Below are 26,229 nucleotides of genomic sequence, written 5' to 3'. Positions count from 1 at the left end.
CCGAATCATGTTTCCGCCTCGTCTCAGCGCAGAGGGACGCGCACGGGAAAGGATCCGGCGCCCGGAATCTGCCCCATGCCGACCGCCTCGCCCTCCTCGTTCAGCGTGAGGAGCCACCATTCCGTCCATGGCCGGATCGAGAGGCCGCCGGAGGTGACCCGCGCCACGCATTCCGAGCCGCCCGCCTCGACCAAGCAGCCTTTCTCCGGATCGTGATCCCCGATCCGCAGACCGACATAGGCGCCGCCCTTCTGCGGATCTATGGAGCCCGCCCGCATCTTGAAGGCGTCCAGATAGGCGCCCGTCACGCTGCTGCTCGGATGCATCTCCGCCGGCGTCTCCATGACGACGTCGAGCACGGGCTTGCTCGCGAGGAAGCTCTCCAGCGCCCGGCGGCGCACGATGGGGCTGGGGCTGAAGAGCCCGTATTCCAGCGCGATGGCCTGCAATTCCAGATCGCCGGATTCGAGCATCGCCTTCATCGCCGCCAAAGAGCGCGTCGGATCGGGATCGGCCAGAAGCTCCCGATAGACGCCGATCTCGGAGACCTCCTGATCCATCCGCGCGCGCATCTCCTCCAGAGAGGGGCGCTGCGCCGGCGCGGGTCCGGCCAGAAGGCAGGCCAGGCCCAGACCGATCAGAATTCGTTTCATCCGCGCCCTCCATCCTCCATGTCCCGACGCATGAAACCATCTCTCGCGCGCGGATCAAGAGATTTTCAACTTCAGAGCCTCGCAAGCGGACGATCCTCAGGAGCGGACTTGCGCCGGGGCCCGATCCTTCCCATGATCAGGAAGCTTTTCCCCTTTCAAGGAGGCTTCATCCCATGCGCATCGGCGAAGCGGCGGAATTGAGCGGCGTCTCCGCGAAGATGATCCGCCATTACGAATCCATCGGGCTTTTGCCGCCCGGCGCGCGGCGCGACAATGGTTATCGCGATTACGACGCCCGCGACCTGCATGAATTGCGCTTCATCCGGGCGGGGCGCGATCTCGGGTTTTCGCTGGAGGATCTGCGGGCGCTGCTCGACCTCTGGCGCGATTCCGGCCGCCGCAGCGGCGAGGTCAAGGCTCTGGCGGCGCGGCGTCTGGCCGAGGTCGAGCGGCGGATCCGCGATCTGGAGGCCATGGCGCGCAGTCTGCGGGACTTGGTTTCGGCCTGTCATGGCGGCTCGCGGCCCGATTGCCCCATCCTCGACCGGCTCGGCGGCGAGCCCGAAAAATCTGAAAAAGCCGCATGAGCCTTCAGGAGCGCGAGATCTTCTTCGCCGCCCCCGACGGCGCGCGTCTGGCCGGAACGTTCTTGCAGCCCGCAGGCGCGGGCCCTTTCCCCGCTTTGCTCTTCGCTTCGGGATCGGGGCCGCAGAATCGCGACGAGGAGATTCTCGGACATCCCTTCTTCGGCGACATGGCCCGCTGGTTCGGCGCGCGGGGCCTCGCGTCTCTGCGCTTCGACGACCGGGGCGTCGGGGCTTCGGAGGGCGATCATGCGCAATCCTCCGTCGCGCAGGATGTGGCGGATCTCGGGGCGGCGCTGGCTTTCCTGAAGGCTCAGGCGGGCGTGGACCCGCGCCGCATCCGGCTGATCGGCCATAGCCAAGGGGCTTTGACCTCCGCCTTGCTGGCCGCCCGCGCGCAGGTCGAGATGGTGGCGGCCCTCGCCGGACCCGCCGAGCCCATGCCGGGGCTGATCCATCGTCAGGCGCGTTTCGCAGGACGGGAGGCGGGATATTCCCCGGAGGTTCTGCGCCATCAGCAGGCGACCAATCAGGCGGCTTTCGACGTGATCCTGCGCGGCGGCTCCCGGGCGGAGACGGAGGCGCTTGTGCTGGATCATCTCTTGCGCTGGCCGGGTCCGCCGCTCGGCGCGCGGGAGGCTCTGGCGCAGACCGCCGCCCAAATGGCGGAGGTCCTGCTCTCGGCGCCCTTCGCCAGCCTGTTGGGCGTCGATATGGCGGAGGTCTGGGGCGGGCTGAACACGCCGCTGATCGCCTTTTTCGGCGGACGCGATCAGCAGGTTCCGGGCTTCGTCAACCTCAGGGCGCTGAAGGCGCGCCTGCCGCCGCGGACGCCGCTCAAGGCGCGGGTCTTTCCGCGCCTGAATCATTTGTTTCAGGAGGCGAAGACCGGCTCCGTCTTGGAATATGCGGCCCTCGGCGCCGCCCCCGCTCCGGAGGTTCTGGAGGCTCTGGAGAGGGCCTTCACAGATCTCGCCAAGCCGCCGCCAGCTCCTCGGCCAGCTTGAGCGTCAAGGCGCGCGCGCCCATCTCGCGGGCCAGAGGCGCCCCCTGCCCCGCCCAATGCGGACCATATCCCGCCTCGCCTTTGGCCTTGGCGGCGGCGTTGAGCGCCTTGCCCGCGTCATAGGCGTAGGGATAGGCGGCGATCTCATGAGCGGGAATCTCCGCGCCGAAGGCCGTGAAGCGATTGGCGAGGCAGCGCGCCGGGCGTCCGGAGATCGCGGCGGTCAGGGCGGTCGGACGGCGCGCGGCCTCGCGCAGGGCCTGACGATGCCCTGCGTCCGCCAGAGATTCCGGACAGCCGACGTAAGCCGTGCCCAATTGCGCCGCCCCCGCCCCGAGCTTCAGCGCCGCCGCGACGCCCGCGCCGTCCATGATTCCGCCCGCCGCGATCACCGGAATCGGCGAAGTCCTCGCCAGAAGCTGAACGAGGGCGAAAACCCCAAGCCGCGAATCCGGGCCATCCGGCTCGAAGATCCCGCGATGGCCGCCCGCCTCCCAGCCCTGCGCGATCACCGCGTCGAGCCCCGCCGCCGCCACGGCTTCGGCCTCATGCGGCTGGGTCGCGCTGGCGAGCAGCCGAATCCCCGCGCCCTTCAGCGCCGCGATCTTCTCCGCCGAGGGCAGGCCGAAATGAAAGCTCACGACGGCGGGCCGCGTCTCCAGCAGCATGGAGAGCATGGCCTCGTCGGTTTTGAAGCTCTGATAAATCTCGTTCAGACGCGCCGGAGGCTCGGCCCCGAAATCCGCGAAGAGCGGCGCGAGAAGCTCCAGCCATTCGGCGTCGTGCTGGGGATCCGGCGGAGCATGCTCATGGCAGAAGAGATTCACATGAAAAGGCTGGTCGGTGCGGGCGCGGGTCTCGGCGATGGCGCGGGCGGCGGCCTCGGCGTTCATCGCCCCGAGACCCAAAGCGCCCAAGCCGCCCGCCGCGCAGACCTCCGCCGCCAGAGCGGGCGAGGAGGTTCCCGCCATAGGCGCCTGAAGGATCGGCTTCTCACAGCCGAGAAGCCGCAAAACCGCGGCGCTCGCTGCGCCGTAATGCTCCGAAGCCGCCATGACGCGCCGTCTCCCCCTCGCCGCTGCGGTCCGAGCCGCCTCGCCTCAGCCTAGGACGACGCGCCGCGCCGGGAAAGACTTTCCGGAGCCCCCCGAAGAGGCGCGCCGATCAGGACGCGCCTCTTCGGGGGTCGAATCGCGCCGCCTCAGGGGCGGGCGTGCTCCGAAGGACGCTCAGGGCGGCGGAGAGTCGAGGTGAAGCCGTCCACCACCGAGGGATGCGAATCCTCGCCCCAGCCGCGCATGGCCGCATATTGACGTCCCTCGCTGCGGGATTCCGTCTGATCGCTCCAGGAACGCGCCCGCCCGGAGGCCTGACGCTCGGCCCGCCCGAAGGCGCGCTCCAGATCCCGATCGCTGCGCCCGGCTCCTCCGCCGTCGCTGCGGCCCGCTCCCCCGCCGAATAAACCATCTCTGATTTCACGCACGGATGACGACATGGCCTGGCCCTTTCTCTCTGATTTTGAAGATTCTCAAAATCTTCCTCCAAGGATTTATTTACCATAGGTCGGAGAAATTCCCAAAACAAACCATATATCTTCAGAAATCGCCGAAAATTCTGTATATTATAAAACATCTGTTCTTATTTGGGTCGAACGGCGCGAAATCAGGAAAAACCCCTCGTCTTCGGAGCCTGAACGGAGAAAGCCCGCCCTTTGAGAAGAGCGGGCGCAGGCCGACTCGCCGAATCGACGCAAGGAGTCTCCGCGCAACGGCGGAAGCCCTGACGACGACGACATGCGAAGCGAGGAAAAAGCTCTGTCGGACGCAGAGCGCCCGACGGGCGAAGCATGGGCCGGGAACATGGCCTCTTCGCCGCATTCGTCGGGGTCATGGTGGAGCTAAGGGGATTCGAACCCCTGACCTCTGCCATGCGAGGGCAACGCTCTACCAGCTGAGCTATAGCCCCATGACCGCGACGTGCGGCTTGATAGGCGCGCCGCCATCTTCTGTCAAGCGGCTTGTCGCAGAGGCGGGCGCGCTCTACTTAATGCCGCAGGCTCGGCCGCCGGGGCCGGGTGTCCGAGATGGAGCGCTTATGATCCCCGCCCTGATCTATCTGGTCCAAGCGGTCGCGAATCTGATTTTCTGGGCCTTGCTGATTTATATCGTCCTGACGCTGCTGATTCAGTTCAACGTCGTCAACTACCGCAGCAATCGCTTCGTCCGCACGGTGACCGACGGTCTGGAGCGCTTGGTCGAGCCCATGCTCAGCCCCATTCGCCGCCTTATGCCGAATCTCGGCGGAATCGACATCTCGCCCATCGTGCTGATGATCGGGGTGAACTTTCTGGAGATTCTGCTCGTCCGCAGCCTCTCCGCCCTCGCCTGACGATGGCGGAGGAGGCCGCGGCCGCGGAGAATTGGCGCGATCTGGTCCGCCCCGCCTCGGAAGGCGCGCGCTTCGCCGTGCGGCTGACGCCCAAAGGCGGCGCCGACGCGCTGGAGGGATTGGACCGCGACGACGCCGGGCGCCTTTTCCTCAAAGCCCGCGTGCGGGCGGCGCCGGAGAAAGGCGCGGCCAACGCCGCGCTTTTGACTTTGCTGGCCAAGAGGCTCGGAATCCCGGGCCGGGATCTGGAGATCGCCGCCGGGGCTCAGGCGCGGCTGAAGACCGTGGCGGCCCGCCGCGCGCCGGAGGCTCTGGCCGAGGCCCTCGCCGCCGCTCATGAAAAGGGCGCCTGACCGGCGCCCCCTCCGCATTCCTGCGCTCCGCCTCCGAAAGCCCACGCGCCCGAGGCGCGCAAGGGCCTTAGTAGCAGATGCTGTTGAAGGCGCTCTGCGCGGCGCGGAAGTTCCACATGTCGAAGGCCTGCACGGCCGTAGGGGCGCCCCAGCCGCTGCTGCGGCGCTCGACGACCACGGCGTCGCGCGCGATCATCATGCGGATGGTGTCGCCGTTCGCGCAATTCTTGCTCGCCAGCATCTGCTGCGCGGAGGCTCCTCCAGAGGCGAAAAGGGTCGCGCCGAGGACCAAAGCGGCCGAAGCGTTCAGAATCGCCTTCATGATGCACTCCCGTATCCTGATGTGACGCGGAGAGCCCGGGATTGGAGCCCGCCGCCGCTCTCTATACATTGAATAAGTTTTTGACCAAACAAAAGCGAAAACGCCCAGAATCGAACATATTCGCCGAAATCAATGAATTCTTAGCCCCGAGATTAACATGTCCGTAAAAAAAGAGCCATGGCTTACCCTGATCGGGGGAGGACCGGCCTCCAGACCCGCATATCGGGCCGCAAAGGGGCTCGCGCCGCGGGTTTTCGCCGTAGACGGAGGAGCGAATCACCTGAAAGCCTGGGGCGAGCGTCCCGAAGCGATCTTGGGAGATCTCGATTCTCTGGAGGATCTGGACTGGTGGGCGTCCCAGAAAGACGTATACGTCCTAAAAACCCCGGATCAGGAGACGACCGATTTCGAGAAAGCCCTCGACCGGCTGGAGGCGGAGATCACGCTCGGCCTCGGCTTCCTCGGCGGGCGGCTGGACCATGCTCTGGCGGCGCTCCATGCTCTGGCGGCGCGTCCGGAGCGGCGGATCCTGCTGCTCGGCGAGCGGGAGGTGGTTTTTCTGGCCCCGCCCCTCTGGCGGGCGCGGCTGAAGCCGGGCGACCGCCTCTCCATCTGGCCGATCCGCCCCACGACCGTCTCGCGCTCAAGCGGGCTGCGCTGGCCGCTCGATCCGCTGAGGCTGGAGGCGGGCCTGAGGATCGGCGTCTCCAACGAGGTCTCGGCGCCGGAGGTCTCGGCGGAGTTCGACGCGCCCGGCGCTCTGATCCTGCTGCCCCGAAGCCGATTAGAGGCGGCGGTCGAGTCTCTGCTCTCGGCGCCCGGATTCGTTTGAGGCCGCCTGAAAGCCGCCCTAACCGGAAAACGCGCTAGGCGCGCGGCGGGAGTTTGGTTTATGCGTGGATCTCCTCCCGCCCCCCGGCTCTCCAGAGGACGACCCAGAGGAAGACCATGACGCCGCGCAAGCCCTTCGTCTTCATCCGCCATGGCCAGACCGACTGGAATCTCCAGCGCAAGGCGCAGGGCTCCACGGACATCCCGCTCAACGAGACCGGACGCGCCCAAGCCCGCGCCGCCGTCGAGCTTCTGCGGCCTCTCGGGCTGACGCGGGTGGCGGCCAGTCCGCTGGGGCGGGCGCGCGAGACGGCGGAGATCCTCGCCGAGGGGCTCGGGATCTCCGGGATCACGCTGGAGCCCGATCTGCGCGAAGCCGGATTCGGCGTGCTGGAGGGCACGCCGTGGAGCGAGTCCTTCGCGGCCTTCTATGCGGGGACGCTGATCCCCGAAGGCGGAGAATCCTTCGTCGATTTTCAGGCGCGGACCTTGCTCGGCCTCAGGCGGGCGCTTCAGGACGAGGGCCTGCCGCTGATCGTGGCGCATGGCGGCGTCTGGAAGGCGCTGCGCGGGGCGCTCGACATCCGGCCGCGCGGCGTCGCGCCCAATTGCGTCCCTCTGAGCCTGCGGCCTCAGGCGGAGAGCTGGATCGTCGAGGGCGATCTCGAATTGGAGGCCTCCTGATGCGCCGTCTTCTGCTGATGCGCCACGCCAAATCCGCATGGCCGCCGGGAGTCGAGGACGCCGAGCGCGGATTGGAGCCGCGCGGACGCGCCGCCGCCGCCGCCATAGGCGCCTGGCTGAGGGCGCAAGGCGAAAGGCCCGACGCCGCTTTGATCTCGACCGCCCGCCGCACGCGCGAGACTTGGGATTTGACCGCGCGCGGCCTCTTTCCGGATTCGGAGCCGCCCAAGCCGCGCTTTCTGGAGCGGCTTTATCTCGCTTCGCCGGAGGAGATCCTCGCGGTCCTGCGCGAGGAGGCGCCGCCCGAGTCCCGGAGCTTGCTGACGCTCGGGCATAACGACGGGCTGCAAAGCTTCGCGGAGGCGCTTTGCGGCGGCCGGGCCGAAAATCCCGCCGACGCCCGGGGCTTTGAGAAATTCCCCACCGGCGCCTTGGCGCTTTACGAGATTCCGGGGGATTGGGCGGATTTGACGCTCGGCGCGGCGCGGCTGACCGGCTACGTCCAGCCGCGCGATCTTTTGTGAAGCCCGGCCGCTTGCGGGGCCGCCGGGGCCTTCCGGCTCAGGGCGCCCGCGCGCCGGGCAGCAGAAGCCGCACCTGAAGCCCTCCCGCCGCTCCCCGCCCGAGGCTCAATTCGCCGTCATAGGCCTCGACGAGATCGGCCACCATCGCGAGGCCGATGCCTGAGCCCGGACGCCGCGAATCCAACCGCCCTCCCGCCGAGAGCATCCGGGCGTGCTGCTCCGGCGCGACGCCGGGGCCGTCGTCCTCGACGGTCAGGCGCAGGCGCTCGCCCTGAAGCGTCTCGACCGCCGCCGCCGAGACCCAAAGCGCGCCCCGCGCCCAGAGACAGGCGTTGTTCATCAATTCGCCCAGCAGCTCCTCCAGATCCTCCTCGTCGCCGTTGAAGACCAGCTCCGCAGGCAGATCCAGCCAGATCTTCAGCGGACGCTGATGCAGCCGCAGCATGGTCCGGCGCAGACGCTCCGCCGCGGGCCGCAGCCGCGTCCGCGAGCCCTGCAAAGCCCCCACCCGCGCCCGCGCCAATTGACGGCGCGTCTGGCGCTCGATCTGGGCCAGAGCGTCGAAGGCCACGCTCAGGCTCTCCGAGCCGGGCGGCGGGCCGCCCTCGCTGGAGACATGGCGCGCGGCCAAAGCGTCGAGTTCGTTGCGCAGCACGGCCACAGGGGTCTTCATCTCATGGGCGAGGTCGGCGGCGCGGCGGCGGCCTTGGGCGATCCAGCGCTCGTTGCGGTCGAGCAGCCCGTTGAGATCCTCCACCAAGGGCGCGATCTCGGAGGGATAAGCGCCTTCGATGCGCGGCGCGCGGCCCGCCCGATATTCGGCCAAAGCTCCGCGCAGCGGACGCAGCGGACTCAGCACGAAGCGGCTCTGCAAAGCCGCCGCCGCCAGCAAGGCCAGCCCCAGAGCGCTTAAAGACAGAATCAGCGCCCGCCGGAAGCTCGCGCGCGAAGCGGCCAGAGAAGCCTCGTCCGCGGCGATGGTCAGCAGCCATTCGTCGCCGGTCCGCTCCACGCGCACCCGCCTTTGCAGCGCCCGCAGCCAGGAGCCGCCCGGACCCGGAATCCGGCTGTAGAGCCTCTGCGGCTCGCCCAGACGCGCCGCAGGCTCCGGCGTGCGCAACTGGAAGTCCCAGAGCGAAACCGAACGGAAGGTCAATTCCTGATCGTCGCGGGCGTCGTTCCGCACGACCCGCCGCGCCATCCAGTAAATGCCGCCGTAGGCCCGCCCGAGACGCGGATCGAAGGGCGCCGCGTCCGCAGGCCGAACCCCTCCCGCGCCGCCCGCCCGATCCGTCCCGACGCCCAGACGCGAGGCGAAAGCCGTCTCGTAATCGGGCCCCAGATGGACGGCCGCCGTCATGACGTTGAGGTATTCCTGAAAACGCTCGTCGAATTGACGCTCGACCGCCTCCGCGAAGAGCCCCCAGATGACCGCGCCGCTCAGCAGCATGGCGAGACTCATCCCCAGAGCCGCCACGAGCAGGCTGCGCGCCCGCAGCGAAGAGGGGCGGCGCCGGGATTCGCTCATGCGGTCTTGCGGATGATGTAGCCCCGGCCGCGCTCGGTCTGGATCAGATCCGCCGAGAGCTTGCGCCGCAAACGCCCAACGAAGACCTCGATGGTGTTGGAGTCGGGATCGGATTCATAGCCGTAGACATGCTCCCCGATCTCGACCCGCGAGACCACCCGCCCCGCGTTGAGCAGCAAATAGCCGAGAACGCGGCTTTCCTGAGCGGTCAGCGTCACGGCGACGCCGTTCAGGCTGGCCTCGCCGGTGCGGGTGTCGAACTCCAGATCGCCCGCGCGCAGCACCGGATCCGCCCAGCCGCTGGAGCGGCGGATCAGCGCCCGCAGACGCGCCACCAATTCGGCGGTGTGAAAAGGCTTGGCGAGATAATCGTCCGCGCCCGCGTCCAGAGCCTCGACCTTCTCGCGCCAGGAATCGCGGGCGGTGAGGATCAGAACCGGCGTCTTGACGCCCTTGCGCCGCCAGTCGCGCAGCACGGCGCCGCCTTCGCGCTTGGGCAGGCCGAGATCCAGCACCGCCGCGTCATAGGGCTCGGTTTCGCCGAGGAATCCGCCTTGCTCGCCGTCGTCGGCCTTGTCCACCGCGAAGCCCGCCGCCTCCAGCGCGGCGCAGATCTGCGCGGAGAGGCGGGAATCGTCCTCGACGACCAGCACCCGCATCAGGAGCCGCTCGAGGAGGCCCCGCCTTCCGAATCTCCGGATTCGCCGGAGCCGCCCGATTCGCTCCCCGATTCGGCGCCCCCAGCGGCAGCGCCGCCGCCGGAGGCCCCGCCCGAAGCGCCGCCCGAAGCGCCGCCTGAGCCTGAAGCCCCGCCGGAGGCTCCGCCCGATTCCGAACCGGAGCCTGAAGCGCCTTCCGAACCGGAATCCGTCGATCTCGAAGCGCCCGACTCGCCCGCCTCCCCGGCCTCGGTCTCCGTCTCCGCGCCGGATCGGCTCTCTCCGTAGCTTTGGCCGAAGCCGCCGTCTCCGCCGCCCGTTTCGCCGAAGAGCGCCGCGCTGATTCCGCCCAATCTGGGACGATTGCGTCCAAAGCGCCCTTCGGCCGCGGCCGCGCCGAGCGCCGAGGGGCCTTCCGCGGCCGCGCCTAAGGAAGCCTCGGTCAGAGACGAAGCCTCGTCGCGGCCCGAGCCCCAAGAGGCGTCTCGGCGGCGGCCTGCGGTTTCGACGGGCGGAGGAACGGAGGCGGCCGCATAGCCCGTGGGCGGCGGCAAAGGCAGAGTCTCGATCTCCGGCATGCGCTGCAAGGATCCCGCGTCGTAGCTGACGCCGCGCACCACGCCGCGACCATCCAGAACGGTCACGTCATAGATATATCTGCCGTCGCGATATTTGAACTCCACGTCCATGAGCGCGCCGTCCACCTGCCCCTGAACCACGGCCAGCAACTCCCCGAGGGGTCTGGCGGCGCCGTTCTCGACGGCGCGCAAGGCCGTTTCGGCGCCCTTGCTCCAGAATCCTTGCGCCAAGGCGGCGGGAGCGCTCAAAACGCCGAGCGTTCCTAAAATCAAAAGCCTCGCTTTCGCAGCAGCACACATATCCGAATTCCGCACAACGCAAGCAGGGAGAACGAGCAAGTCATACGCGCCCGACGCGGCGGTCAAACACGACGCGCGAAAGGCTGACGAGACTCTAGCTCCATCCGCCTTCCTCGTCCAGAGATCCGAGCCTCAGTCGGCCCTTGCGGAGCCCTCAGGCGAATGCGCCCCCGCCGCGAGACAAGCGACGGGGGCGAAGGGAAGCAACGCGACACAAGACGCAGAATCAAAAACGCCACGCTTTGAGGGACGAAACAGCAAACTGAGATTTCGCGCCTGTCGAACAGATCCGAACCAGAGGCCGAGGCTCTTCGAGGGCGCTGAGGATCACGAAAACAACACCCCCGATATAGCCTGATTCGCCTGAACCCAGCCTGAACGGCGCGTTCGGACGCCGTTCAGGAGAATTATCTTTTGGGGAGCATTTTAGAGATCAGTCTCGCCTGTTGGGAGATTTGCGCACCCGCGCCAGAGCATCCACCACGCCGAAGAGCAATTTCGCCTCTCCGGCGGTGAAAGGCGCCCGGTAAAGGGCGTTGCGCAGGCTGGACTCCACCGAGGCGCGGCGGGCCTCCGGCCAGAAGAAGCCTGAATCGTCAAGCTCTTCGACCATCCGGCTCAAAAGCGCGTCGATTTGGGCGCGCGGCGCGGGGGAAGGCGCCTCGGGGGGCGGAGCGGCGAGGGCTTCGTCCTCCGCCATGGCGGCCTGACGCCATTCATAGGAGGTCAGCAGGACGCATTGCGCCAAGTTCAGAGACTTGAAAGCCGGATTGACCGGGACCGAACAAATCGCCGCAGCCCGCTCCACGTCGTCGTTTTCGAGGCCCGTGCGTTCAGGTCCGAAGAGGAAGCCGATCCTCCAGCCCTCTTTCGCGCGGGCGAGCCCGAAACGGGCGGCCTCCTCCGGCGTGGCCGCCTCCTTATGCAGATCGCGGCTGCGGGCGGTGGTGGCGTAGACATGATTCAGATCCGCCACGGCCTCGGCGGTGGTCTCGAAGACGCGGGCGCGGTCCAGAGGCCCCTCCGCCCCTGAGCAGGCCGCCCAAGCGCGTCCCTGAGGCCAGCCGTCGCGCGGCGCGACGAGCCGCAGATCCCAGAGTCCGAAATTCCACATGGCCCGCGCCGCCGCGCCGATGTTCTCGGCGAGCTGCGGGCGCACCAGAATCATCGCCGGAGCATGGGGCAAGGCGCCTTCGGGCGCCTCGGCGGCGCGGTTCTCAAGGCTGCTCATCAGGCTTCGCCGCGCATATAGGCCGGAAGCCAGCCTTCGCGGATCTCGCGCAGCTCCTCCAGAGGCGCGGATTCGCCCGCCAGAACCAGAGCCTCGCCGCCCGTGCGCCCGACGATCCGCGCCGCCACGCCCGCCCGGTCGGCGGCCTGAAGCAGAGCTTCGGGCGCCTCGGTCTCGATGAGGTAGCGGCCCTGATCCTCGCCGAAGAACCAGCGATGGGGCTCCGAGCCCTGAGGCGGGGCGTCCAGATCCGCGCCGAGCCCGCCCGCAAGCGCCATCTCCGCCGCCGCCACGGCCAGACCGCCGTCCGAAAGATCATGGCAGGCCGCCACGAGGCCCCCCTGAATCGAGCGACGCACGAAATCGCCCGCGCGCTTCTCGGCGAGGAGGTCCACCGGCGGCGCGTCGCCCGCCTCGCGGCCGAGGATCTCGCGCAGATAGAGCGTCTGTCCGAGCCAGCAGCCGTTCGGCCCGACCAGAACCAGAACCCGGTCCGCCTGCTTCAGCGCGAGGGTGGTCATCTGCGCCAGATCCTCGATCACCCCGACGCCGCCGATGGCCGGAGTCGGCAGAATGGCCGCGCCGTCGGTCTCGTTGTAGAGCGAGACGTTGCCCGAGACGACCGGGTAGTCCAGAGCCTCGCAGGCTTGGCCGATCCCCTGCACGCAGGCCACGAATTGCCCCATGACCTCGGGCTTTTCGGGATTGCCGAAATTGAGGTTGTCGGTGATCGCCAGAGGCTTCGCGCCCACGGCGGTGAGGTTGCGCCAGGTCTCGGCCACGGCCTGAGCCCCGCCCCGGCGCGGATTGGCTTTGCAATAGCGCGGAGTCACGTCGACCGTCATGGCGAGGCCGCGATTGGTCCCATGCACGCGCACCACGGCGGCGTCTCCGCCGGGGAGCTGCACGCTGTCGGCCATGACCTGATGATCATATTGCTCCCAGATCCAGCGGCGCGAGCAAAGATCCGGCGAGCCCAGCAGCTTGCGCAGCGCCTCCATGGAGCCCATGGGCGCCTCCACCGGCCCGAGGGGCTCGGCGGCGGGAGTCTCGCTCCAAGGCCGGTCGTATTCCGGCGCCGAGCCGGACAAGGCTTTCAGCGGCAGATCCGCCTTGACCTCGTTTCCATGCAGGATGAGGAAGCGGTCCTCGGCGATGGTCTCGCCGACGATGGCGAAATCCAGATCCCATTTCTCGAAGATCGCGCGGGCCACGTCTTCGAGTTCGGGATGCAGCGCCATGAGCATGCGCTCTTGGGATTCGGAGAGCATCATTTCATAGGCGGTCATATGCGCTTCGCGGGTCGGCACCTTGTCGAGGTCCAGCCGCACGCCGAGATCGCCCTTGTCGCCCATCTCCACGGCGGAGCAGGTGAGGCCCGCCGCGCCCATGTCCTGAATCGCCACCACGGCGCCCGTCGCCATGAGTTCGAGGCAGGCTTCGAGAAGGCGCTTTTCGGTGAAGGGATCGCCGACCTGAACCGTGGGGCGCTTCTCCTCGACGTCCTCGCCGAATTCGGCCGAGGCCATGGTGGCGCCGCCCACGCCGTCGCGGCCGGTCTTGGCGCCGAGATAGACGATGGGCCGCCCCACGCCCGAGGCTTTGGCGTAGAAGATGCCGTCGGTGCGGGCCAGCCCCACCGCCATGGCGTTGACCAGCGGATTGCCGTCATAGGCCGGATGGAAATTCGTCTCGCCGCCGACGGTCGGCACGCCGAAGGCGTTGCCGTAGCCGCCGATCCCCGAGACCACGCCCCGCACGATGCGGCGGGTCTTGGGGTGCTCCGGATCGCCGAAGCGCAAAGCGTTGAGCGCCGCCACGGGCCGCGCGCCCATGGTGAAGACGTCGCGCAGAATGCCGCCCACGCCCGTCGCCGCGCCCTGATAGGGCTCGATGAAAGAGGGGTGGTTATGGCTCTCCATCTTGAAGACCGCCGCCAGCCCCTCGCCGATGTCGATGACGCCCGCGTTCTCGCCGGGGCCCTGAATCACCCAAGGGGCCTTGGTCGGCAGAGTCCGCAGCCATTTCTTCGAGGATTTGTAAGAACAATGCTCATTCCACATCGCCGAGAAGATCCCCAGCTCCGTGAAGCTCGGCTCGCGGCCGAGCAGATCCAGAATCCGCTGATATTCGTCGGGCTTGAGGCCATGGTCGGCGATGAGCTCAGGCGTGATCGCGGGCTCGGCGACGGGCTTAAGCGCGGAGGAGGTCATGAGGCGGCTCTTTCGTCTGCGGCCGGCAAGGGGCCCGGAAGGCCCTGCATCTAACCCAAGGCGGCGCCCATGAAAAGCTCCTGCGGCGCGAAGCCGCCCTTTCGCTTTTCGCGCGACCTCATGCTATCAGACGAACCGTGGAACTTCGGAGGACTCTTCATGCCGCTCGATCCCGCCTTTCTGGCTCGCCCTATCGCCCATCGCGCTCTGCATGACCGCGCCGCCGGACGAATCGAAAACTCCCGGGCCGCCGTCCGGGCCGCCGTGGAGGCGGGGTATCCCATTGAAATCGACATTCAGCCCTCTTCCGACGGCGTGGCCATGGTGTTTCACGACCAGCGGCTCAAAAGGCTGACGGGGCGTGAGGGCCTCGTCAAGGAGCTGACCGCCGCGGAGCTGGGCCGGATTCCCCTTCTGGATTCGCAGCCTGAGGAAACCATCCCGACGCTCTCCGAGATTCTGGAGATCGTCGGCGGAAAGGTTCCGCTGGTGATCGAGATCAAAGACCAGTCCGGCGACATGGATGACAAGAACCTCGGCCCGCTGGAGGCCGCCCTCCTCGCCGCGCTGAAGGGCTATGAGGGGCCGGTCGCGGCCATGTCCTTCAATCCGCACAGCGTCCGGCTGCTGCGCGATTCGGCGCCGGATCTGGCGCGAGGGCTGATCTCCTACGATTATGTGAATAAGGTCTTCGCCAGCGACGCCCATCTGCCGGAGGCCCGCAAGGCGCATCTGACCGCCCTGCGGGACTTCGACGCGATCGGCGCGGAATTCGTCTCCTTCGGCGCCGAATCCTTCCCGAGCGCCGAATTGACGGCTTTGCGCAAAGGCGGCGTTCCGGTCCTCTGCTGGACGATCAAAAGCTTCGATCAAATTCCCTTCGCCTCGCTGCACGCCGATCAGATCACCTTCGAGGGATTCCGGCCCTGACCCAAGCCTTCAGCCGCCCCCTGAACCTCCGGCTGATCCACGCCGTCCGGGAGGTCGCGCCGGAGGCTTGGGACGCCTGCGCCGCGCCCGAGGCGGCGGAGGGGGGGCGTCCCGCGAATCCCTTCCTGACCCATCGCTTCTTCCTCGCCATGGAGGAGAGCGGTTCGGCGGTTCCGAGGGCGGGTTGGGCGGCGCATCATCTGATCGCCGAGGCCGAGGGGCGTCTGGTCGGGATTCTGCCGGTCTATCTCAAGAGCGATTCGCAGGGCGAATACGTCTTCGACCATGGATGGGCCCAAGCCTATGAGCGGGCGGGCGGGAGCTATTATCCGAAGCTCGTCTCCGCGACGCCCTTCACGCCGGTTCCGGGGCGGCGTCTGCTGATCGCGCCCGGAGCCCCGGAGGAGACCGCGCGGGCTCTGGCGCGGGCGGGCCGGGATCTGGCGACCAATAACGGGCTTTCCTCGCTGCATGTGAATTTCTGCCTCGAAGCGGAGCAGAAGCTTTTCGAGGCGGAGGGATTCCTCCCGCGTCTGGATCTGCAATATCACTGGCGCGACGAAGATTACGGCGATTACGCGGGCTTCCTCGGGGCCTTGGCCTCGCGCAAGCGCAAGGCGCTGAAAAAGGAGCGCGAGGCGGCTCAGGCGGGGCTGGAGATCCTGAGGCTCACGGGCGAGGCCCTCAGGCCCGAGCATTGGGACGCCATGTGGGGCTTCTATCAGGACACCGGCGCGCGCAAATGGGGCCGTCCCTATCTCACGCGCGAGGCTTTCCGCCTCCTCGCCGAAACCATGGCCGAAGATTGCCTGATCGTCCTCGCGCGAGAGGCGGGCGGCGGGCCCTGGCTGGCGGGGGCGCTGAACCTCATCGGGCGCGAAACGCTTTACGGGCGCTATTGGGGCGCTCTGGAGGAGCGGCCCTTCCTGCATTTCGAGATCTGTTATCATCAGGCCATAGAGGCGGCTCTGGAGATGGGGCTGAAGCAGGTCGAGGCGGGGGCTCAGGGCGAGCATAAGCTCGCGCGGGGCTATCGCCCGATTCTGACGCGCTCGGCGCATTGGATCTCGGATCCCGGCTTGCGCAAGCCCGTCGCGGATTATCTGAAGCGCGAACGCGCCTCGATTCTGGAGGCTCAGGCCGAACTCGACGCCGCGACGCCCTTTCGCCGCATGGACGAAGGCCCGGCTTCGGGCGAAGCTTGAGGCCCCGCTCTTGGAGCGTTTTCCGATTCTCTCGGATCGCTCCGACGCTCCAAGTTTTTGTGTGGTCGCATTTTCGCGACGCGAAGCCTGGTCGGCTTCGCTGGAGAATGCTCCAATCCAGCCGAAAGCCATGACTCCGTTGCGTCTCCTTCTCGTCGCCGCCCTGACGGGCGCGGCCGCCCTGACCGCTCCCGTCGCCCGCGCCGAAGATCCCGGCGCGCGGTCTTTCCGCAAATGCCAGTCCTGCCATATGGTCGGCGAAGGGGCGAAGCTCCGCGCCGGGCCGACGCTCAACGGAATCTTCGAAGCCCCGAAGGGCGGCTTGGAGAAATACCGCTATTCGCGCGTCATGGCGGAGGCCAACCGGGCGGGCGAGATCTGGAGCCTCGAAGCCCTCGACGCCTTCCTGACCGATCCGCGCAAGACCATGCCCGGCACGCGGATGGTCTTCGCGGGAATCCGCGATCCCGAGGAGCGGGCGGCCCTCATCCTCTGGCTCTCCCGCTTCGACAAGGAGGGGAAGATCCGGGAATGGAGCCTCTATCCCTCTCTGACCACGCCTGCGGACAAGAGCCCCTCGACCTCTTTGATCGAATAACCCGCCTCCGCGAGGATCTCGCGGGCCTGCTCGCCCAAGAGCGGCGGACGACGGCGCGTCTCCGAGGGCGTGCGGCTCAGCTTCACCGGAGTCGCCACGCCTCGATAGCCCTCGCGCTCGGCCAGCATCCCGCGATGCGCCGTATGGGGATGCTCCAGAGCCTCGTCGAGATTCCGCGCCACCCCCGCCGGGACGCCCTCGGCCAGAAGCCGGGGCTCCAGCTCCTCGGCGTCGAAACCCTTCAGATGGGCGCGCAGAATCTCCGTCAGGGCTGCGCGATTGCGGATGCGCTCGGCGTTGGAGGCGAAGCGCGGATCCTTCGCGGCCTCCTCAAGCCCGACCATCGCGCAGAACTTGGCGAATTGACCGTTGTTGCCGATGGCCAGATAAAGCGGCCGCGTGCGGGTCGGGAAGAGGTCGTAAGGCACGATGTTCGGATGGCCGTTGCCCGTCGAGACCGGCGTGATCCCCGACATCAGCGTGTTCGCCGCCTGAGGATGCGCCAGAGTCAAAGCGCAGTCATAGAGCGTCGTCTCCAGCTTCTGGCCCAAGCCCGAGCGCTGACGCTCGATGAGGGCCATCAGAATGGCGATGGCCGCATAAAGCCCCGTCCCGAGGTCGGTCATGGGCGAGCCGAGCCGCATCGGGCCGCCGCCCGGCGCGCCGTTGACGCTCATCAGTCCGGTCATGGCCTGCACCGCCGCGTCATAGCCGGGAAAGCCGCCTAAAGGCCCGTCGGCGCCGAAGCCGCTGATGTGGCAATAGACCAGCTTGGGGAAACGCTCCTTCAGATCCTCATAGCCGAGGCCCCATTTCTCCATGCCGCCCGGCTTGAAGTTATGAATCAGAGCGTCGGCGCCCTCCAGCAGCCGCAGAAGGACCTCGCGGCCCTCCGGGCGGCCGAGGTCGAGCGCCAAAGACCGCTTATTGCGGTTGGCGCCCGAGAAATAGGCGCTGAAGCCCTCTTTGAAGGGCGGGCCCCAACTGCGCGTCTCGTCGCCCTGCGGCGGCTCGATCTTGACGACCTCCGCGCCGTGATCGGCGAGGATCTGCGTGCAGTAAGGTCCGGCCAGCACGCGGGTCAGGTCGATCACGCGCAGGCCCGCCAAGGCGCCGAAGGGGGTTCCGCTCATTTCGTCGCCTCTCAGAAGAAAGCCTGAAGCCCGGTGATCGCGCGCCCCAAGATCAGGGCGTGGACGTCATGGGCGCCTTCATAGGTGTTCACGGTCTCCAGATTCTGCGCATGGCGCATCACCTGATATTCCTCCGAGATGCCGTTGCCGCCGTGCATGTCGCGGGCCATGCGGGCGATGTCCAGCGCCTTGCCGCAATTGTTGCGCTTGACGATGGAGATCATCTCCGGCGCGGCCTGAGCCTCGTCCATCAGACGCCCGACGCGCAAGGAGGCCTGAAGCCCCAGCGTGATCTCGGTCATCATATTGGCGAGCTTCAGCTGATAGAGCTGGTTATTGGCGAGGGGCCGTCCGAACTGCTTGCGGTCGAGGCCATATCGGCGGGCGGCGTGATAGCAGAATTCAGCGGCGCCCATCGCGCCCCATGAAATGCCGTAGCGCGCGCGGTTGAGGCAGCCGAAAGGCCCCTTCAGCCCCTCGACGTTGGGCAGCAGCGCCTCTTCGCCCACTTCGACCCCCTCAAGCACGATCTCGCCGGTGATCGAGGCGCGGAGCGAGAGCTTGCCGCCGATCTTGGGCGCCGAAAGGCCCTTGGTCCCCTTCTCCAGCACGAAGCCGCGGATCTTGCCGCCATGAGCCTCGGATTTCGCCCAGACGACGAAGACGTCGGCGATGGGGGCGTTGCTGATCCAGGTCTTGGCGCCGTTCAGCACATAGCCCGAGGCGGTCTTTTTCGCGGTGGTCTTCATGCCCGCAGGGTCGGAGCCCGCATCCGGCTCGGTGAGGCCGAAGCAGCCGATCCATTCGCCCGCCGCCAGCTTGGGCAGATATTCGCGCCGCTGCTCTTCGGAGCCATAGGCGTAGATCGGATAGATCACGAGGCTCGCCTGAACCGAGGCCATGCTGCGATAGCCCGAATCCACCCGCTCGATCTCGCGGGCGACCAGCCCATAGGCCGCATAAGAGGCGCCGAGCCCGCCGTATTCCTCCGGCAGAGTCACGCCGAGCAGACCCATCTCGCCCATCTCGCGGAAGATGGCCGGATCGGTCTTCTCCTCGCGATAGGCCGCGATCACGCGGGTCTGAAGCTTCTCCTGCGCATAGGCGTGGGCCGAATCGCGGATCATCCGCTCTTCTTGCGTCAGTTGATCGTCGAGGCGGAAGGGATCCTCCCAATCGAAGCGCCCGAGATCCGGCGCGTCTTTCGCGCGCAAAGAGGTCGTGTTCATTCGCCTGCCTCCTCCCTTCCTCGCCGTTTTTTGAGTTTCGGCAAAGAGTTCCACGGTGAATCGCCCAGCTTCCCCCAAGACGCAGGCTCTGCTTTCGGATAGGATGTCCGAAGGGGGGCCGAACTTGGGAGATCGCCATGAGAAGCGGCTATACGCCCAGTTTGCCCGAACTTGAAGCCTTCGTCCGCTGCGCCCGGCTCGGTTCGGCGACGCGGGCCGCTCAGGAGTTGAATCTCACGCAAAGCGCCGTGAGCCGCTCGCTCGCCTCGCTGGAGGCGCGGGTGGGCGCGCAGCTCTTCCACCGCGTCCGCCAGAGGCTGACCCTCTCGGACGCCGGACGCGCCCTGCTGCAGGACGCCGAGCGCATTCTGCGCGACCTCGACGCCTCGACGCTGCGGGTGATGGCCTTCGGCGGAAGGCGCGATCTGCTGCGGGTGGCCATCGCGCCTTGTCTGGGTCAGAACTGGCTCATGCCGCGTCTGGCGCGGTTTTCAGCGCTGGCGCCTCAGACGACCTTCGAGCTCGCCGAACGCGCCGAGCCCGTGGACTTCGCCCGCGATCCCTATGATTGCGCCCTCCAGCGCGGAGCGGCCTCCGCGCCGGAGACGCGTCGACGCCCGCTTCTGGAGGAGCGTCTCGTCGCGGCGGCGGCGCCGGAGCTTCTGCGGCGCTTCGGATTCCGCGCGGGGCCCGGAGCCGCCGATTCGCTCTCCGATCCGCAGATCGCGCGTCTGCCGCTGCTCCAGCAGGCGGAGCGGCCCGATCTCTGGCTCGCCTGGTTCGAGGGCTCGGAGCAGGGGGCGAAGGCGGGCGCGGATCCGACCGAAATCGCGCGCGGCCCCCGGCTTCAGGATCTCGGCCTGACGCTGGCGGCGACGCGCGCGGGCCTCGGCGCGGCGCTCCTCCCCGAGGCCGTCGTCCAAAACGACCTCGAGGACGGGACGCTGACGCGCCTCTCGCCGCGCCGCCTTCAGGGCGGCCAGCCTTACGTTCTGATCTGGCCGGAAGCCTCCGAGGCCTCGCGCGGGTTCCGCCTCTTCCATGACTGGCTCTGCGCCGAGACCGGCGTCCCGGCCGGGGCGGCTCTGGCGGGCGAGCCGCCGGAGGACGCGGCGGCTCCGGACGAATCGGGAGGGAGCGAGACGCCCCGGACGGGGCTTTTCGCGACGCATGAGGCGAGTCCTTTCACAGCTTCCGCAGACGATCGTTGAGCGCGTTGGCCGCCAGCCTGCCGAGAGCGGCGGCGGGCGAGACCCTCAGAGCCGGATCGGCGGCGGCTTGCGTCCGCCAGCGCGAATCGCCCTGCGCGAAGGAGGTGACGCGGTAAAGATCGGGCCGGGCGGCGAGATAGGCGCAAAGCCTGCGCAGCCGCGCCTTGTTCAGGCGGTTGGGCCGCACGCCGGGAAAGCCCGGAGGCGCCGCTTTCACGAATTCGAAGGGATGGGTCAGAATCGTCACCGGCGAGATTCCCCGCGCCGCCGCCTGCTCCAGCAGGCCGCGCATCTCGCCGAAGGAGGCGCCGGTGACCGTCATCAGCCGCCGCCCCGGCGAACCCGAGGGGCGCGGCGCCAGATAGCTCGTGACCGGCGTCTCGCGCACGCCCTCCACCGGCTCGCGCACGCCTGAGGCCAGAGTCAGCAGCTCCGGATCGCGCGGCGCGGCGTAGCCGAGCCCCACGTTGGAGCCCAGCCCGATCCCCGCCAGCTTCATCGCGCGATGGACGTTCAGCCCCGCCCTGAGCCCTCCGGCGCGAAAGGCCACGGGCCGGGGCGCGCCCCAGCGGATCAGGGCCTCGGCGCCCTCCCGCATCGACTCGGCCAGTTCGGAGGGCTGAAGGGCCGCGCAATCGTCCAGAGGCGCGGCGCGGCGCAGACGCTCGCGCCAGTCGGGATCGCGGAACCAGCTCCAGCAGGGATGGAGATGCAGCTGAACGTCCTGCCCGGCCTCCAGAAGCCGCCGCACGACCGAGGCCATGGGCGCGTCGCCGAACCATGCGGTTTGGGCCGTCTCCACGAAGAAGGTGGCCTGAAAGCCGTGGCGTCCGAGAATCCGCAGCAGAAAGGGCAAGCCGTGGTCTTCGCCTTCGGCGGAGCAATCGACATGGGCCAGCCCGACAGGCGCGCAGGCCTCGGGATCGGCGAAGGCGCCGCCGATGCTGAACTCCACATCCACCGTCAGGCTGACGTCTATGGCCGGCATGCCCGCTCCCTGCTTGCGCTCACGCAAGGACTATGGCGGGCGATGGTCACGAAAGAATGAGCGTCCCGCGCTTTCCCGCAAGGGGGAGCGCTTCCCGCGCCGGACGCCGCAAGCCGCGACGGATATGAAAGGATCTGGAAAAAGAAAAGCCTCCCATTTCGGGAGGCGTTGGAGCGGGCGATGAGATTCGAACTCACGACCCCAACCTTGGCAAGGTTGTGCTCTACCCCTGAGCTACGCCCGCATTCCGCGTCCGCCGACCGCTCCAACGTCCGGCGTGGCGCGATTTATAGAGGTTTCTGAAAAGCGCGCAAGAGGAAAAAACGCCCCTACGGCGGATATTTTTCCCAAAACGACCCCAAATCTGAAGAATTGGTTAATTTTCCTCCGCATCCCCCGCCGCAAGGGCGTTCTCCCCGAGCGGATATTCCCGCATGGCCTCATAAACCGAGCCGCCCGTCCCCATCTCGGAGCGGTAAAGCGCGAATTCCTCCACGGCGAAAGGCTGGCTCCGGTAAAGCGCGCAGCCCTCCAGCCAGGAGATCAGCCGATGGCGCGGCGCCTTGCGGCCCAGCCAAGCCAAGGTGACGTGCGGCGTGAAGTTCCGCGATTCGAACTTCAGCCCCGCCTGACGCAAAGCCCGCTCGACCTTGGCCTGAAGCCGCCGCAGCTCGGGATTCTCGGTCAGAGCGGCGTAGATGGCGGTGGGCTTGTCGCCGCCGAAGGCCCCCGCCCCCTCCAGACGCAGCTCCAGAGCCGGAGCGCGAATCGCCGAAAAGGCGGCGTCGGCGTCTTCGAGGGCGTGGGGATGCTGATCCCCGAGAAAAGCGAGGGTCAGATGGAGATTCCGCGCCGGAACCCAGCGCGCTTCGGGAATCGGCGCCCGCAAGCCCTCCAGATCGGCGGCGATCCGGGGAGGCAGCGGCAAAGCGACGAAACTGCGGATCATGAGCCCTCTCCTTCCTCCTGACGCAGGGCGACGGCCAGAGCCGTCAGCGTCGGACCGATTCCCGCGACCACCACCTCGACGCCCTTGGCGTTGGGATGCAGGCCGTCGGCCTGATTCAGCGCCGGATTCGTCGCCACGCCCTCCAGCAGGAAGGGATGCAGCGTCGCCTCGAATTCTTCGGCGAGGCGCGGATAAATCGCGTCGAACTCCGCGACGTAATCCGGCCCCATGTTCCGCGGCGCCATCATCCCCGCCAGCAGCACGGCCACGTCGCGGGTTTTGAGAATCTCCAGCATGGCGCGCAGATTCGCCTCGGTCTCTTTGGGCGGCAAGCCCCGTAAAGCGTCGTTGGCGCCGAGCTGGAGGATCACAAGATCGGGAGGATCCTCGCCTAAAAGCCAATCCAGACGGGCCAGTCCGCCCGCCGTGGTGTCGCCCGCCACGCCCGCGTCCTCGATGGAGACCAGACCCGGCGCGCCCTCGTCCATCCAGACCTGAAGCCGCGCCACGAAGCCCTCTTCCGGCGAAAGCCCATATCCGGCGGTCAGGCTGTCGCCGAAGGCCAGAACCCGCAAAGGCGCGGGCGCGGACTCCTCGGCGAGGGCTCGCCCCGCCGCCCCGCCGCCGGCCAGAAGCAGCCCCCCCAGCAGAACGACGAGGTTGAACGCGCGGCGGGTCGGAACATATCTCCTCGGCGAAGAGACAGCGGATTCGGATCGGGAAGGGCGCGGCATGGACGGTTCCTCACAGACGACGCGGACGGGGCGGACGAAGGACGAGGCGGCGCCCGCCGCCGAGATCCCCGCCTTCGAGATTACGGATCTGCGCCTGACCTTCTCAGGCCGGGCGGGCGCGGTGGAGATCCTCAAGGGCGTGGACGCGACGATCCGGCCCGGCGAGGCGGTGGGGATCGTGGGCGCTTCGGGCTCGGGCAAATCCTCGCTCCTGATGCTGATGGGCGGGCTCGAACAGGCCACCGGCGGCGAGATCCGCGCCTTCGGCGAGGATCTGACGCGCCGGAGCGAGGACGAACTCGCGCGCTTCCGCAGAAAGAATATGGGAATCGTGTTTCAGTCTTTCCACCTGATTCCCACCATGACCGCTTTAGAGAACGTCGCCACGCCTCTGGAGATCGCCGGAGCCGAAGACGCCTTCGAACGCGCGGCGGCGGCTCTGGAGGCGGTGGGGCTCGGGGCGCGTCTGGATCATTATCCGGCGCAGCTTTCGGGCGGAGAACAACAGCGCGTGGCGCTCGCCCGCGCGACGGCGCCCCGCCCCCGCATCCTGCTCGCCGACGAGCCGACGGGCAACCTCGACGGCGCCAATGGGGCGGCGATCATGGATCTGCTCTTCGGGCTGCGCCGCGACCACGGGGCGGCGCTGGTGCTCGTGACTCATGATCCGAGCCTCGCGGCGCGCTGCGACCGGGCGCTGCGGATGCGCGACGGCCTCTTGCTCCCGCCGGAGGAGGTTTGATGAACGGCTGGGCTTTGGCGCTGCGTCTGGCGCGGCGCGATTTCCGGGGCGGGCTTAAAGGCTTCGCCGTGGTGCTGCTCTGCCTCGCCTTGGGGGTGGGGGCCATCGCGGGGATCGGCCAAGTCTCGGAGGCGATCCAACAGGGCCTGCGCGCCGATTCGCGGGCGATTCTCGGGGGAGACCTCTCGGCTTCGGTGCGGCATCGGGCCTTCACGCCTGAAGAAACCGCGATTCTCGAACGCGAAGCCGTCGCGTCCAGCCGCTTCGTCGAATTGCGGGCCATGATCGTCTTCGGCGAGGAGCGGAGCCTCGCGGCGGTGAAGGGCGTGGACGCGGCCTATCCGCTGGTCGGAGATTTCGTCTCCGAGCCGCCGGAGCAATTGCCGCGCCTCTTCCTCGATTCCGTGGACGGCGCCCCCGGCCTGCTGCTGGAGCCCTCCTTAGCGGAGCGGCTCGGCATGAAGCCGGGCGATTTCGCGCGGCTGGGGACTCAGCGGGTCCGGCTGACGGGCTATGTCGGGGATGAGCCGGATAAAGACCTCGGCGGCTTCGACGCGGCGCCGCGGGCTTTGGTCTCGCTGCCGACTCTGGAGGCTTCGGGGCTTTTGCAGCCGGGCGGGCTCTACGTCTCGACGCTGAATCTGAGCCTCCCCCCCGGCGCCGAGGCTCAAGCCGCGCGCGTGGCGCTGGAGCGCGAATTCTCCGCCTCGGAGCTGCGGGTGCGCGATCCCTCCCAAGCCGCGAGCTCTGTGCGGCGCTTCGTGGAGAATCTCGGCTCCTTCCTCGCTCTGGCGGGTCTGGCGGCGCTCGGCGTGGGCGGCGTGGGCGTGGCGGCGGCCACGAGGGCCCATCTGGAGCGCAAGACCGCCTCCATCGCCACTTTGAAGACGGTCGGGGCCTCCTCGGGGCTGGTGGCGCGGATTTATCTGCTTCAGATCGCTTTCGTGGCGCTGATCGGCGTGGGGGCGGGCTTGCTGCTCGGGGCTCTGACGCCTTGGGCGCTCGGGGGGATCCTCCGCGAGAGCCTGCCCATCCCCGCAGATTTCCGCGTTTATCTGCGTCCGCTTTTTGAGGCCGCGGTCTACGGCCTGCTCACGGCGGCGCTCTTCGCGCTCTGGCCGCTCGGCCAAGCCGAGGCCACGCCTCCCGCCCGGCTCTATCGCGCCACGGTGGAGGAGCGCCCCGTCCGGCCCGGCTGGCGCTGGATCGCCGCGACTTGCGGCGCTCTGGCGCTGATCGTGGGATGCGCGGCGGTCTTCTCGGCCTCGCCCCGGACGGCGATGGGCTTCCTCTTTGGAATCGGCGCGGCCTTTCTGCTGCTGAGGCTGGCGGCCTGGGCTTTGGCCAAGACGGCGCGGCGGCTCGGACGCTCGCGGATCACGCGGGGACGCCCGGCTCTGCGTCTGGCTCTGGCGGCGGCGGGAGGCCCCGGCGGCGAAACGACCGGAGTCGCCTTGTCGCTCGGCATCGGCCTGACCCTCATGGCGACGCTCGGACTGGTGGAGGCCAACCTCCGCCATGTGGTCGAGCAGGAGATCCCCAAGGAGGCCCCGGCCTTCTTCTTCCTCGACATCCCCGCCGCCGACGGCGAACGCTTCGAGCGCGAGGCCGCCGCCCTGCCCGGCGTGACGCGGGTGGACCGCGCCCCCATGCTGCGCGGACGCCTCGTGGCGCTGAACGGCGAGCGGCTCACCGCCGCCAACACGCCGGAGGCCGCCCGCTGGCTGATCCGGGGCGACCGCGGCCTGACCTACGCCGATCAGGCGCCGGAGGACGCGAAGCTCACGGAGGGCGCATGGTGGCCCGCCGATTACGTGGGCGAGCCTCTGGTCTCCTTCGCCGCGCGCGAGGGGCAAGAGCTTGGTCTGAAGATCGGCGATCAGATCGAGGTGAACGTCTTGGGGCGGCCTCTGCGGGCGCGGGTGGCGAATTTCCGTGAAGTGGACTGGCGCGGCTTCGGCATGAATTTCGTGATGGTCTTCAACGGCGCGGCTTTGCGCTCGGCGCCCCATTCGCATCTCGCCACGCTCTACGCCCCGCCGGAGGCCGAAGCGGGCGTCCTGCGGGCGCTCGGCGCGAGCCATCCCAACGCCGCCGCCGTGGGCGTGCGCGAGGCCGTGGGCCGCGCCGTCTCCGCCCTCGACCGCCTGACGCTCGGGCTGCGGGCGGCGGCGGCGGCGGTGCTGCTGGCGGGTCTGGCGGTGCTGGCCGGAGCGGTCTCGGCGGGCCAGCGCCAGAGGCTTTACGAGGCGGCGGCGCTCAAGGCGGCGGGCGCCGAACGGAGCCTTTTGCTCCGGGCCTTCGCGCTGCGCTTCCTGCTGACGGGGGCCGCGGCGGGTCTGGTGGCCTTCGGCGCGGCTTGGGTCGGAGCTTGGGCCGTGATGCGCTTCGTGATGGAGCAACCCTTTCAAAACGCTCCGGGAGTCGCCTTGTTCGTGATCCTCGGCGGGGCGCTTCTGACCCTCGCGGCGGGGGCGGTCTTCGTCTGGCGGGCTCTGGCGGCGCGGCCCGCCCGCGTTTTGAGGACGCAGGACGGATGACGCCTGCTCCGCACGCGGGACGGTTAAGGGGATTTCATGAAAGCTTGGCCGATGCGCGCTTGAATCTACGACGTCCGCAACGATATTCTTCTCAAAGTCTCATTCTCGAAAGGATC

The 26,229-nt window shown here is 68.1% G+C and carries 27 protein-coding genes and 2 tRNA genes; 13 read left to right on the top strand and 16 right to left on the bottom strand.

Annotated features, from left to right (window positions below; genetic code table 11):
* Window positions 1–23 precede the first annotated feature (23 nt).
* A complete protein-coding gene (locus B161_RS18760; protein WP_018632747.1) occupies window positions 24–653 on the bottom strand; it encodes a hypothetical protein in 630 nt (209 codons plus the stop codon).
* 173 nt (window positions 654–826) lie between these two features.
* On the opposite strand from B161_RS18760, the gene cueR reads away from it, so the two are divergent.
* Complete coding sequence (gene cueR, locus B161_RS0107475; RefSeq protein ID WP_018632746.1) at window positions 827–1,240, top strand: Cu(I)-responsive transcriptional regulator; 414 nt, start codon at window positions 827–829, stop codon at window positions 1,238–1,240.
* Window positions 1,237–2,244, top strand: a complete 1,008-nt coding sequence (locus B161_RS0107470) for an alpha/beta hydrolase family protein (RefSeq protein WP_018632745.1) — start codon at window positions 1,237–1,239, stop codon at window positions 2,242–2,244. The genes cueR and B161_RS0107470 overlap by 4 nt, the downstream gene beginning before the upstream one ends.
* Here B161_RS0107470 and B161_RS0107465 read toward each other — a convergent pair.
* The 3 genes from B161_RS0107465 to B161_RS0107455 form a co-directional block, all read right to left on the bottom strand.
* On the bottom strand, window positions 2,201–3,298 hold the full coding sequence (locus B161_RS0107465) for an NAD(P)H-dependent flavin oxidoreductase (protein ID WP_018632744.1): 1,098 nt from the start codon (window positions 3,296–3,298) through the stop codon (window positions 2,201–2,203). The two genes, B161_RS0107470 and B161_RS0107465, sit on opposite strands and share 44 nt — an antisense overlap.
* Window positions 3,299–3,444: 146 nt before the next feature.
* A complete protein-coding gene (locus B161_RS0107460) occupies window positions 3,445–3,738 on the bottom strand; it encodes a hypothetical protein (protein ID WP_018632743.1) in 294 nt (97 codons plus the stop codon).
* Window positions 3,739–4,132: 394 nt separating this feature from the next.
* Window positions 4,133–4,208 (bottom strand) — tRNA-Ala (locus B161_RS0107455).
* A 129-nt stretch (window positions 4,209–4,337) separates the two neighbouring features.
* Between B161_RS0107455 and B161_RS0107450 the strand changes: the two genes are divergently transcribed.
* Window positions 4,338–4,631: a YggT family protein gene (locus tag B161_RS0107450; RefSeq protein WP_018632742.1), complete on the top strand. Its 294-nt coding sequence runs from the start codon at window positions 4,338–4,340 to the stop codon at window positions 4,629–4,631.
* 2 nt (window positions 4,632–4,633) lie between these two features.
* Complete coding sequence (locus B161_RS17255) at window positions 4,634–4,984, top strand: DUF167 family protein (protein WP_018632741.1); 351 nt, start codon at window positions 4,634–4,636, stop codon at window positions 4,982–4,984.
* A gap of 67 nt (window positions 4,985–5,051) precedes the next feature.
* On the opposite strand, the gene B161_RS0107440 is transcribed toward B161_RS17255, so the two are convergent.
* The gene (locus B161_RS0107440; protein ID WP_018632740.1) at window positions 5,052–5,306 is read right to left on the bottom strand and encodes a hypothetical protein; all 255 of its coding nucleotides are present in this window, start codon (window positions 5,304–5,306) and stop codon (window positions 5,052–5,054) included.
* Window positions 5,307–5,463: 157 nt separating this feature from the next.
* Between B161_RS0107440 and B161_RS0107435 the strand changes: the two genes are divergently transcribed.
* From B161_RS0107435 to B161_RS0107425, 3 genes are all read left to right on the top strand, one after another.
* The gene (locus B161_RS0107435) at window positions 5,464–6,138 is read left to right on the top strand and encodes a thiamine diphosphokinase (RefSeq protein ID WP_040789511.1); all 675 of its coding nucleotides are present in this window, start codon (window positions 5,464–5,466) and stop codon (window positions 6,136–6,138) included.
* A gap of 116 nt (window positions 6,139–6,254) precedes the next feature.
* Window positions 6,255–6,821, top strand: coding sequence for a histidine phosphatase family protein (locus B161_RS0107430; protein ID WP_018632738.1), 567 nt, complete (start codon window positions 6,255–6,257; stop codon window positions 6,819–6,821).
* Window positions 6,821–7,345: a SixA phosphatase family protein gene (locus B161_RS0107425; RefSeq protein WP_018632737.1), complete on the top strand. Its 525-nt coding sequence runs from the start codon at window positions 6,821–6,823 to the stop codon at window positions 7,343–7,345. The genes B161_RS0107430 and B161_RS0107425 overlap by 1 nt, the downstream gene beginning before the upstream one ends.
* Before the next feature lie 37 nt (window positions 7,346–7,382).
* Here the strand turns inward: B161_RS0107425 and B161_RS0107420 are convergent, their stop codons facing one another.
* The 5 genes from B161_RS0107420 to purL all read right to left on the bottom strand — a co-directional run bounded on the left by B161_RS0107420 (window position 7,383) and on the right by purL (window position 13,854).
* On the bottom strand, window positions 7,383–8,873 hold the full coding sequence (locus B161_RS0107420) for a sensor histidine kinase (RefSeq protein WP_018632736.1): 1,491 nt from the start codon (window positions 8,871–8,873) through the stop codon (window positions 7,383–7,385).
* Window positions 8,870–9,532 carry a response regulator transcription factor gene (locus tag B161_RS0107415; protein WP_018632735.1) on the bottom strand — a complete coding sequence of 221 codons (663 nt, stop codon included), beginning with the start codon at window positions 9,530–9,532 and terminating at the stop codon, window positions 8,870–8,872. Before B161_RS0107415 ends, B161_RS0107420 begins: the two co-directional genes overlap by 4 nt.
* Window positions 9,532–10,359: a PepSY domain-containing protein gene (locus tag B161_RS18755; protein WP_157755576.1), complete on the bottom strand. Its 828-nt coding sequence runs from the start codon at window positions 10,357–10,359 to the stop codon at window positions 9,532–9,534. The genes B161_RS0107415 and B161_RS18755 overlap by 1 nt, the downstream gene beginning before the upstream one ends.
* 484 nt (window positions 10,360–10,843) lie before the next feature.
* On the bottom strand, window positions 10,844–11,641 hold the full coding sequence (locus B161_RS0107405; protein WP_018632733.1) for an RNA methyltransferase: 798 nt from the start codon (window positions 11,639–11,641) through the stop codon (window positions 10,844–10,846).
* A complete protein-coding gene (purL, locus tag B161_RS0107400) occupies window positions 11,641–13,854 on the bottom strand; it encodes a phosphoribosylformylglycinamidine synthase subunit PurL (RefSeq protein ID WP_018632732.1) in 2,214 nt (737 codons plus the stop codon). Before purL ends, B161_RS0107405 begins: the two co-directional genes overlap by 1 nt.
* 159 nt (window positions 13,855–14,013) lie before the next feature.
* Between purL and B161_RS0107395 the strand changes: the two genes are divergently transcribed.
* The 3 genes from B161_RS0107395 to B161_RS0107385 all read left to right on the top strand — a co-directional run bounded on the left by B161_RS0107395 (window position 14,014) and on the right by B161_RS0107385 (window position 16,587).
* The gene (locus B161_RS0107395; RefSeq protein ID WP_026310265.1) at window positions 14,014–14,784 is read left to right on the top strand and encodes a glycerophosphodiester phosphodiesterase family protein; all 771 of its coding nucleotides are present in this window, start codon (window positions 14,014–14,016) and stop codon (window positions 14,782–14,784) included.
* Complete coding sequence (locus B161_RS0107390; protein WP_157755626.1) at window positions 14,781–15,989, top strand: GNAT family N-acetyltransferase; 1,209 nt, start codon at window positions 14,781–14,783, stop codon at window positions 15,987–15,989. The genes B161_RS0107395 and B161_RS0107390 overlap by 4 nt, the downstream gene beginning before the upstream one ends.
* A gap of 130 nt (window positions 15,990–16,119) precedes the next feature.
* Window positions 16,120–16,587 (top strand): c-type cytochrome, encoded by a 468-nt coding sequence (locus B161_RS0107385; RefSeq protein WP_040789507.1) that lies wholly within the window; start codon window positions 16,120–16,122, stop codon window positions 16,585–16,587.
* Here B161_RS0107385 and B161_RS0107380 read toward each other — a convergent pair.
* Window positions 16,530–17,720, bottom strand: a complete 1,191-nt coding sequence (locus B161_RS0107380; protein WP_018632728.1) for a CaiB/BaiF CoA transferase family protein — start codon at window positions 17,718–17,720, stop codon at window positions 16,530–16,532. The two genes, B161_RS0107385 and B161_RS0107380, sit on opposite strands and share 58 nt — an antisense overlap.
* Window positions 17,721–17,731: 11 nt before the next feature.
* Window positions 17,732–18,949, bottom strand: a complete 1,218-nt coding sequence (locus B161_RS0107375) for an acyl-CoA dehydrogenase (protein WP_018632727.1) — start codon at window positions 18,947–18,949, stop codon at window positions 17,732–17,734.
* Window positions 18,950–19,086: 137 nt separating this feature from the next.
* Here B161_RS0107375 and B161_RS0107370 point away from each other — a divergent pair, with 137 nt between their 5' ends.
* Complete coding sequence (locus tag B161_RS0107370; protein ID WP_018632726.1) at window positions 19,087–20,160, top strand: LysR substrate-binding domain-containing protein; 1,074 nt, start codon at window positions 19,087–19,089, stop codon at window positions 20,158–20,160.
* Here B161_RS0107370 and B161_RS17245 read toward each other — a convergent pair.
* The 4 genes from B161_RS17245 to B161_RS0107350 form a co-directional block, all read right to left on the bottom strand.
* Entirely contained in the window at window positions 20,135–21,148 is a 1,014-nt protein-coding gene (locus B161_RS17245) for a polysaccharide deacetylase family protein (RefSeq protein ID WP_018632725.1), read from the bottom strand. The genes B161_RS0107370 and B161_RS17245 overlap by 26 nt on opposite strands.
* 169 nt (window positions 21,149–21,317) lie before the next feature.
* Window positions 21,318–21,392: transfer RNA gene (locus B161_RS0107360), tRNA-Gly, on the bottom strand.
* Window positions 21,393–21,524: 132 nt separating this feature from the next.
* Complete coding sequence (thpR, locus tag B161_RS0107355) at window positions 21,525–22,097, bottom strand: RNA 2',3'-cyclic phosphodiesterase (protein WP_018632724.1); 573 nt, start codon at window positions 22,095–22,097, stop codon at window positions 21,525–21,527.
* Complete coding sequence (locus B161_RS0107350; RefSeq protein WP_018632723.1) at window positions 22,094–22,831, bottom strand: arylesterase; 738 nt, start codon at window positions 22,829–22,831, stop codon at window positions 22,094–22,096. Before B161_RS0107350 ends, thpR begins: the two co-directional genes overlap by 4 nt.
* Between B161_RS0107350 and B161_RS0107345 the strand changes: the two genes are divergently transcribed.
* Window positions 22,830–23,573, top strand: coding sequence for an ABC transporter ATP-binding protein (locus B161_RS0107345; RefSeq protein WP_018632722.1), 744 nt, complete (start codon window positions 22,830–22,832; stop codon window positions 23,571–23,573). The genes B161_RS0107350 and B161_RS0107345 overlap by 2 nt on opposite strands.
* Window positions 23,573–26,113 carry an ABC transporter permease gene (locus B161_RS0107340; RefSeq protein ID WP_018632721.1) on the top strand — a complete coding sequence of 847 codons (2,541 nt, stop codon included), beginning with the start codon at window positions 23,573–23,575 and terminating at the stop codon, window positions 26,111–26,113. The genes B161_RS0107345 and B161_RS0107340 overlap by 1 nt, the downstream gene beginning before the upstream one ends.
* The last annotated feature ends 116 nt before the right edge of the window (window positions 26,114–26,229 follow it).

This window comes from Neomegalonema perideroedes DSM 15528, from assembly GCF_000374145.1.
Taxonomy (GTDB): domain Bacteria; phylum Pseudomonadota; class Alphaproteobacteria; order Rhodobacterales; family Rhodobacteraceae; genus Neomegalonema; species Neomegalonema perideroedes.
The sequence above is the reverse complement of the archived record's forward strand: the minus strand, read 5'-3'. Positions and strand labels throughout refer to the sequence as shown.

What these genes read in the sequence shown, in the direction of transcription:
- B161_RS18760 (WP_018632747.1), bottom strand. Translation starts at nt 653, where the DNA reads ATGAAACGAATTCTGATCGGTCTGGGCCTGGCCTGCCTTCTGGCCGGA.
- cueR (WP_018632746.1), top strand. Translation starts at nt 827, where the DNA reads ATGCGCATCGGCGAAGCGGCGGAATTGAGCGGCGTCTCCGCGAAGATG.
- B161_RS0107470 (WP_018632745.1), top strand. Translation starts at nt 1,237, where the DNA reads ATGAGCCTTCAGGAGCGCGAGATCTTCTTCGCCGCCCCCGACGGCGCG.
- B161_RS0107465 (WP_018632744.1), bottom strand. Translation starts at nt 3,298, where the DNA reads ATGGCGGCTTCGGAGCATTACGGCGCAGCGAGCGCCGCGGTTTTGCGG.
- B161_RS0107460 (WP_018632743.1), bottom strand. Translation starts at nt 3,738, where the DNA reads ATGTCGTCATCCGTGCGTGAAATCAGAGATGGTTTATTCGGCGGGGGA.
- B161_RS0107450 (WP_018632742.1), top strand. Translation starts at nt 4,338, where the DNA reads ATGATCCCCGCCCTGATCTATCTGGTCCAAGCGGTCGCGAATCTGATT.
- B161_RS17255 (WP_018632741.1), top strand. Translation starts at nt 4,634, where the DNA reads ATGGCGGAGGAGGCCGCGGCCGCGGAGAATTGGCGCGATCTGGTCCGC.
- B161_RS0107440 (WP_018632740.1), bottom strand. Translation starts at nt 5,306, where the DNA reads ATGAAGGCGATTCTGAACGCTTCGGCCGCTTTGGTCCTCGGCGCGACC.
- B161_RS0107435 (WP_040789511.1), top strand. Translation starts at nt 5,464, where the DNA reads ATGTCCGTAAAAAAAGAGCCATGGCTTACCCTGATCGGGGGAGGACCG.
- B161_RS0107430 (WP_018632738.1), top strand. Translation starts at nt 6,255, where the DNA reads ATGACGCCGCGCAAGCCCTTCGTCTTCATCCGCCATGGCCAGACCGAC.
- B161_RS0107425 (WP_018632737.1), top strand. Translation starts at nt 6,821, where the DNA reads ATGCGCCGTCTTCTGCTGATGCGCCACGCCAAATCCGCATGGCCGCCG.
- B161_RS0107420 (WP_018632736.1), bottom strand. Translation starts at nt 8,873, where the DNA reads ATGAGCGAATCCCGGCGCCGCCCCTCTTCGCTGCGGGCGCGCAGCCTG.
- B161_RS0107415 (WP_018632735.1), bottom strand. Translation starts at nt 9,532, where the DNA reads ATGCGGGTGCTGGTCGTCGAGGACGATTCCCGCCTCTCCGCGCAGATC.
- B161_RS0107405 (WP_018632733.1), bottom strand. Translation starts at nt 11,641, where the DNA reads ATGAGCAGCCTTGAGAACCGCGCCGCCGAGGCGCCCGAAGGCGCCTTG.
- purL (WP_018632732.1), bottom strand. Translation starts at nt 13,854, where the DNA reads ATGACCTCCTCCGCGCTTAAGCCCGTCGCCGAGCCCGCGATCACGCCT.
- B161_RS0107395 (WP_026310265.1), top strand. Translation starts at nt 14,014, where the DNA reads ATGCCGCTCGATCCCGCCTTTCTGGCTCGCCCTATCGCCCATCGCGCT.
- B161_RS0107385 (WP_040789507.1), top strand. Translation starts at nt 16,120, where the DNA reads ATGACTCCGTTGCGTCTCCTTCTCGTCGCCGCCCTGACGGGCGCGGCC.
- B161_RS0107380 (WP_018632728.1), bottom strand. Translation starts at nt 17,720, where the DNA reads ATGAGCGGAACCCCCTTCGGCGCCTTGGCGGGCCTGCGCGTGATCGAC.
- B161_RS0107375 (WP_018632727.1), bottom strand. Translation starts at nt 18,949, where the DNA reads ATGAACACGACCTCTTTGCGCGCGAAAGACGCGCCGGATCTCGGGCGC.
- B161_RS0107370 (WP_018632726.1), top strand. Translation starts at nt 19,087, where the DNA reads ATGAGAAGCGGCTATACGCCCAGTTTGCCCGAACTTGAAGCCTTCGTC.
- B161_RS17245 (WP_018632725.1), bottom strand. Translation starts at nt 21,148, where the DNA reads ATGCCGGCCATAGACGTCAGCCTGACGGTGGATGTGGAGTTCAGCATC.
- thpR (WP_018632724.1), bottom strand. Translation starts at nt 22,097, where the DNA reads ATGATCCGCAGTTTCGTCGCTTTGCCGCTGCCTCCCCGGATCGCCGCC.
- B161_RS0107345 (WP_018632722.1), top strand. Translation starts at nt 22,830, where the DNA reads ATGGACGGTTCCTCACAGACGACGCGGACGGGGCGGACGAAGGACGAG.
- B161_RS0107350 (WP_018632723.1), bottom strand. Translation starts at nt 22,831, where the DNA reads ATGCCGCGCCCTTCCCGATCCGAATCCGCTGTCTCTTCGCCGAGGAGA.
- B161_RS0107340 (WP_018632721.1), top strand. Translation starts at nt 23,573, where the DNA reads ATGAACGGCTGGGCTTTGGCGCTGCGTCTGGCGCGGCGCGATTTCCGG.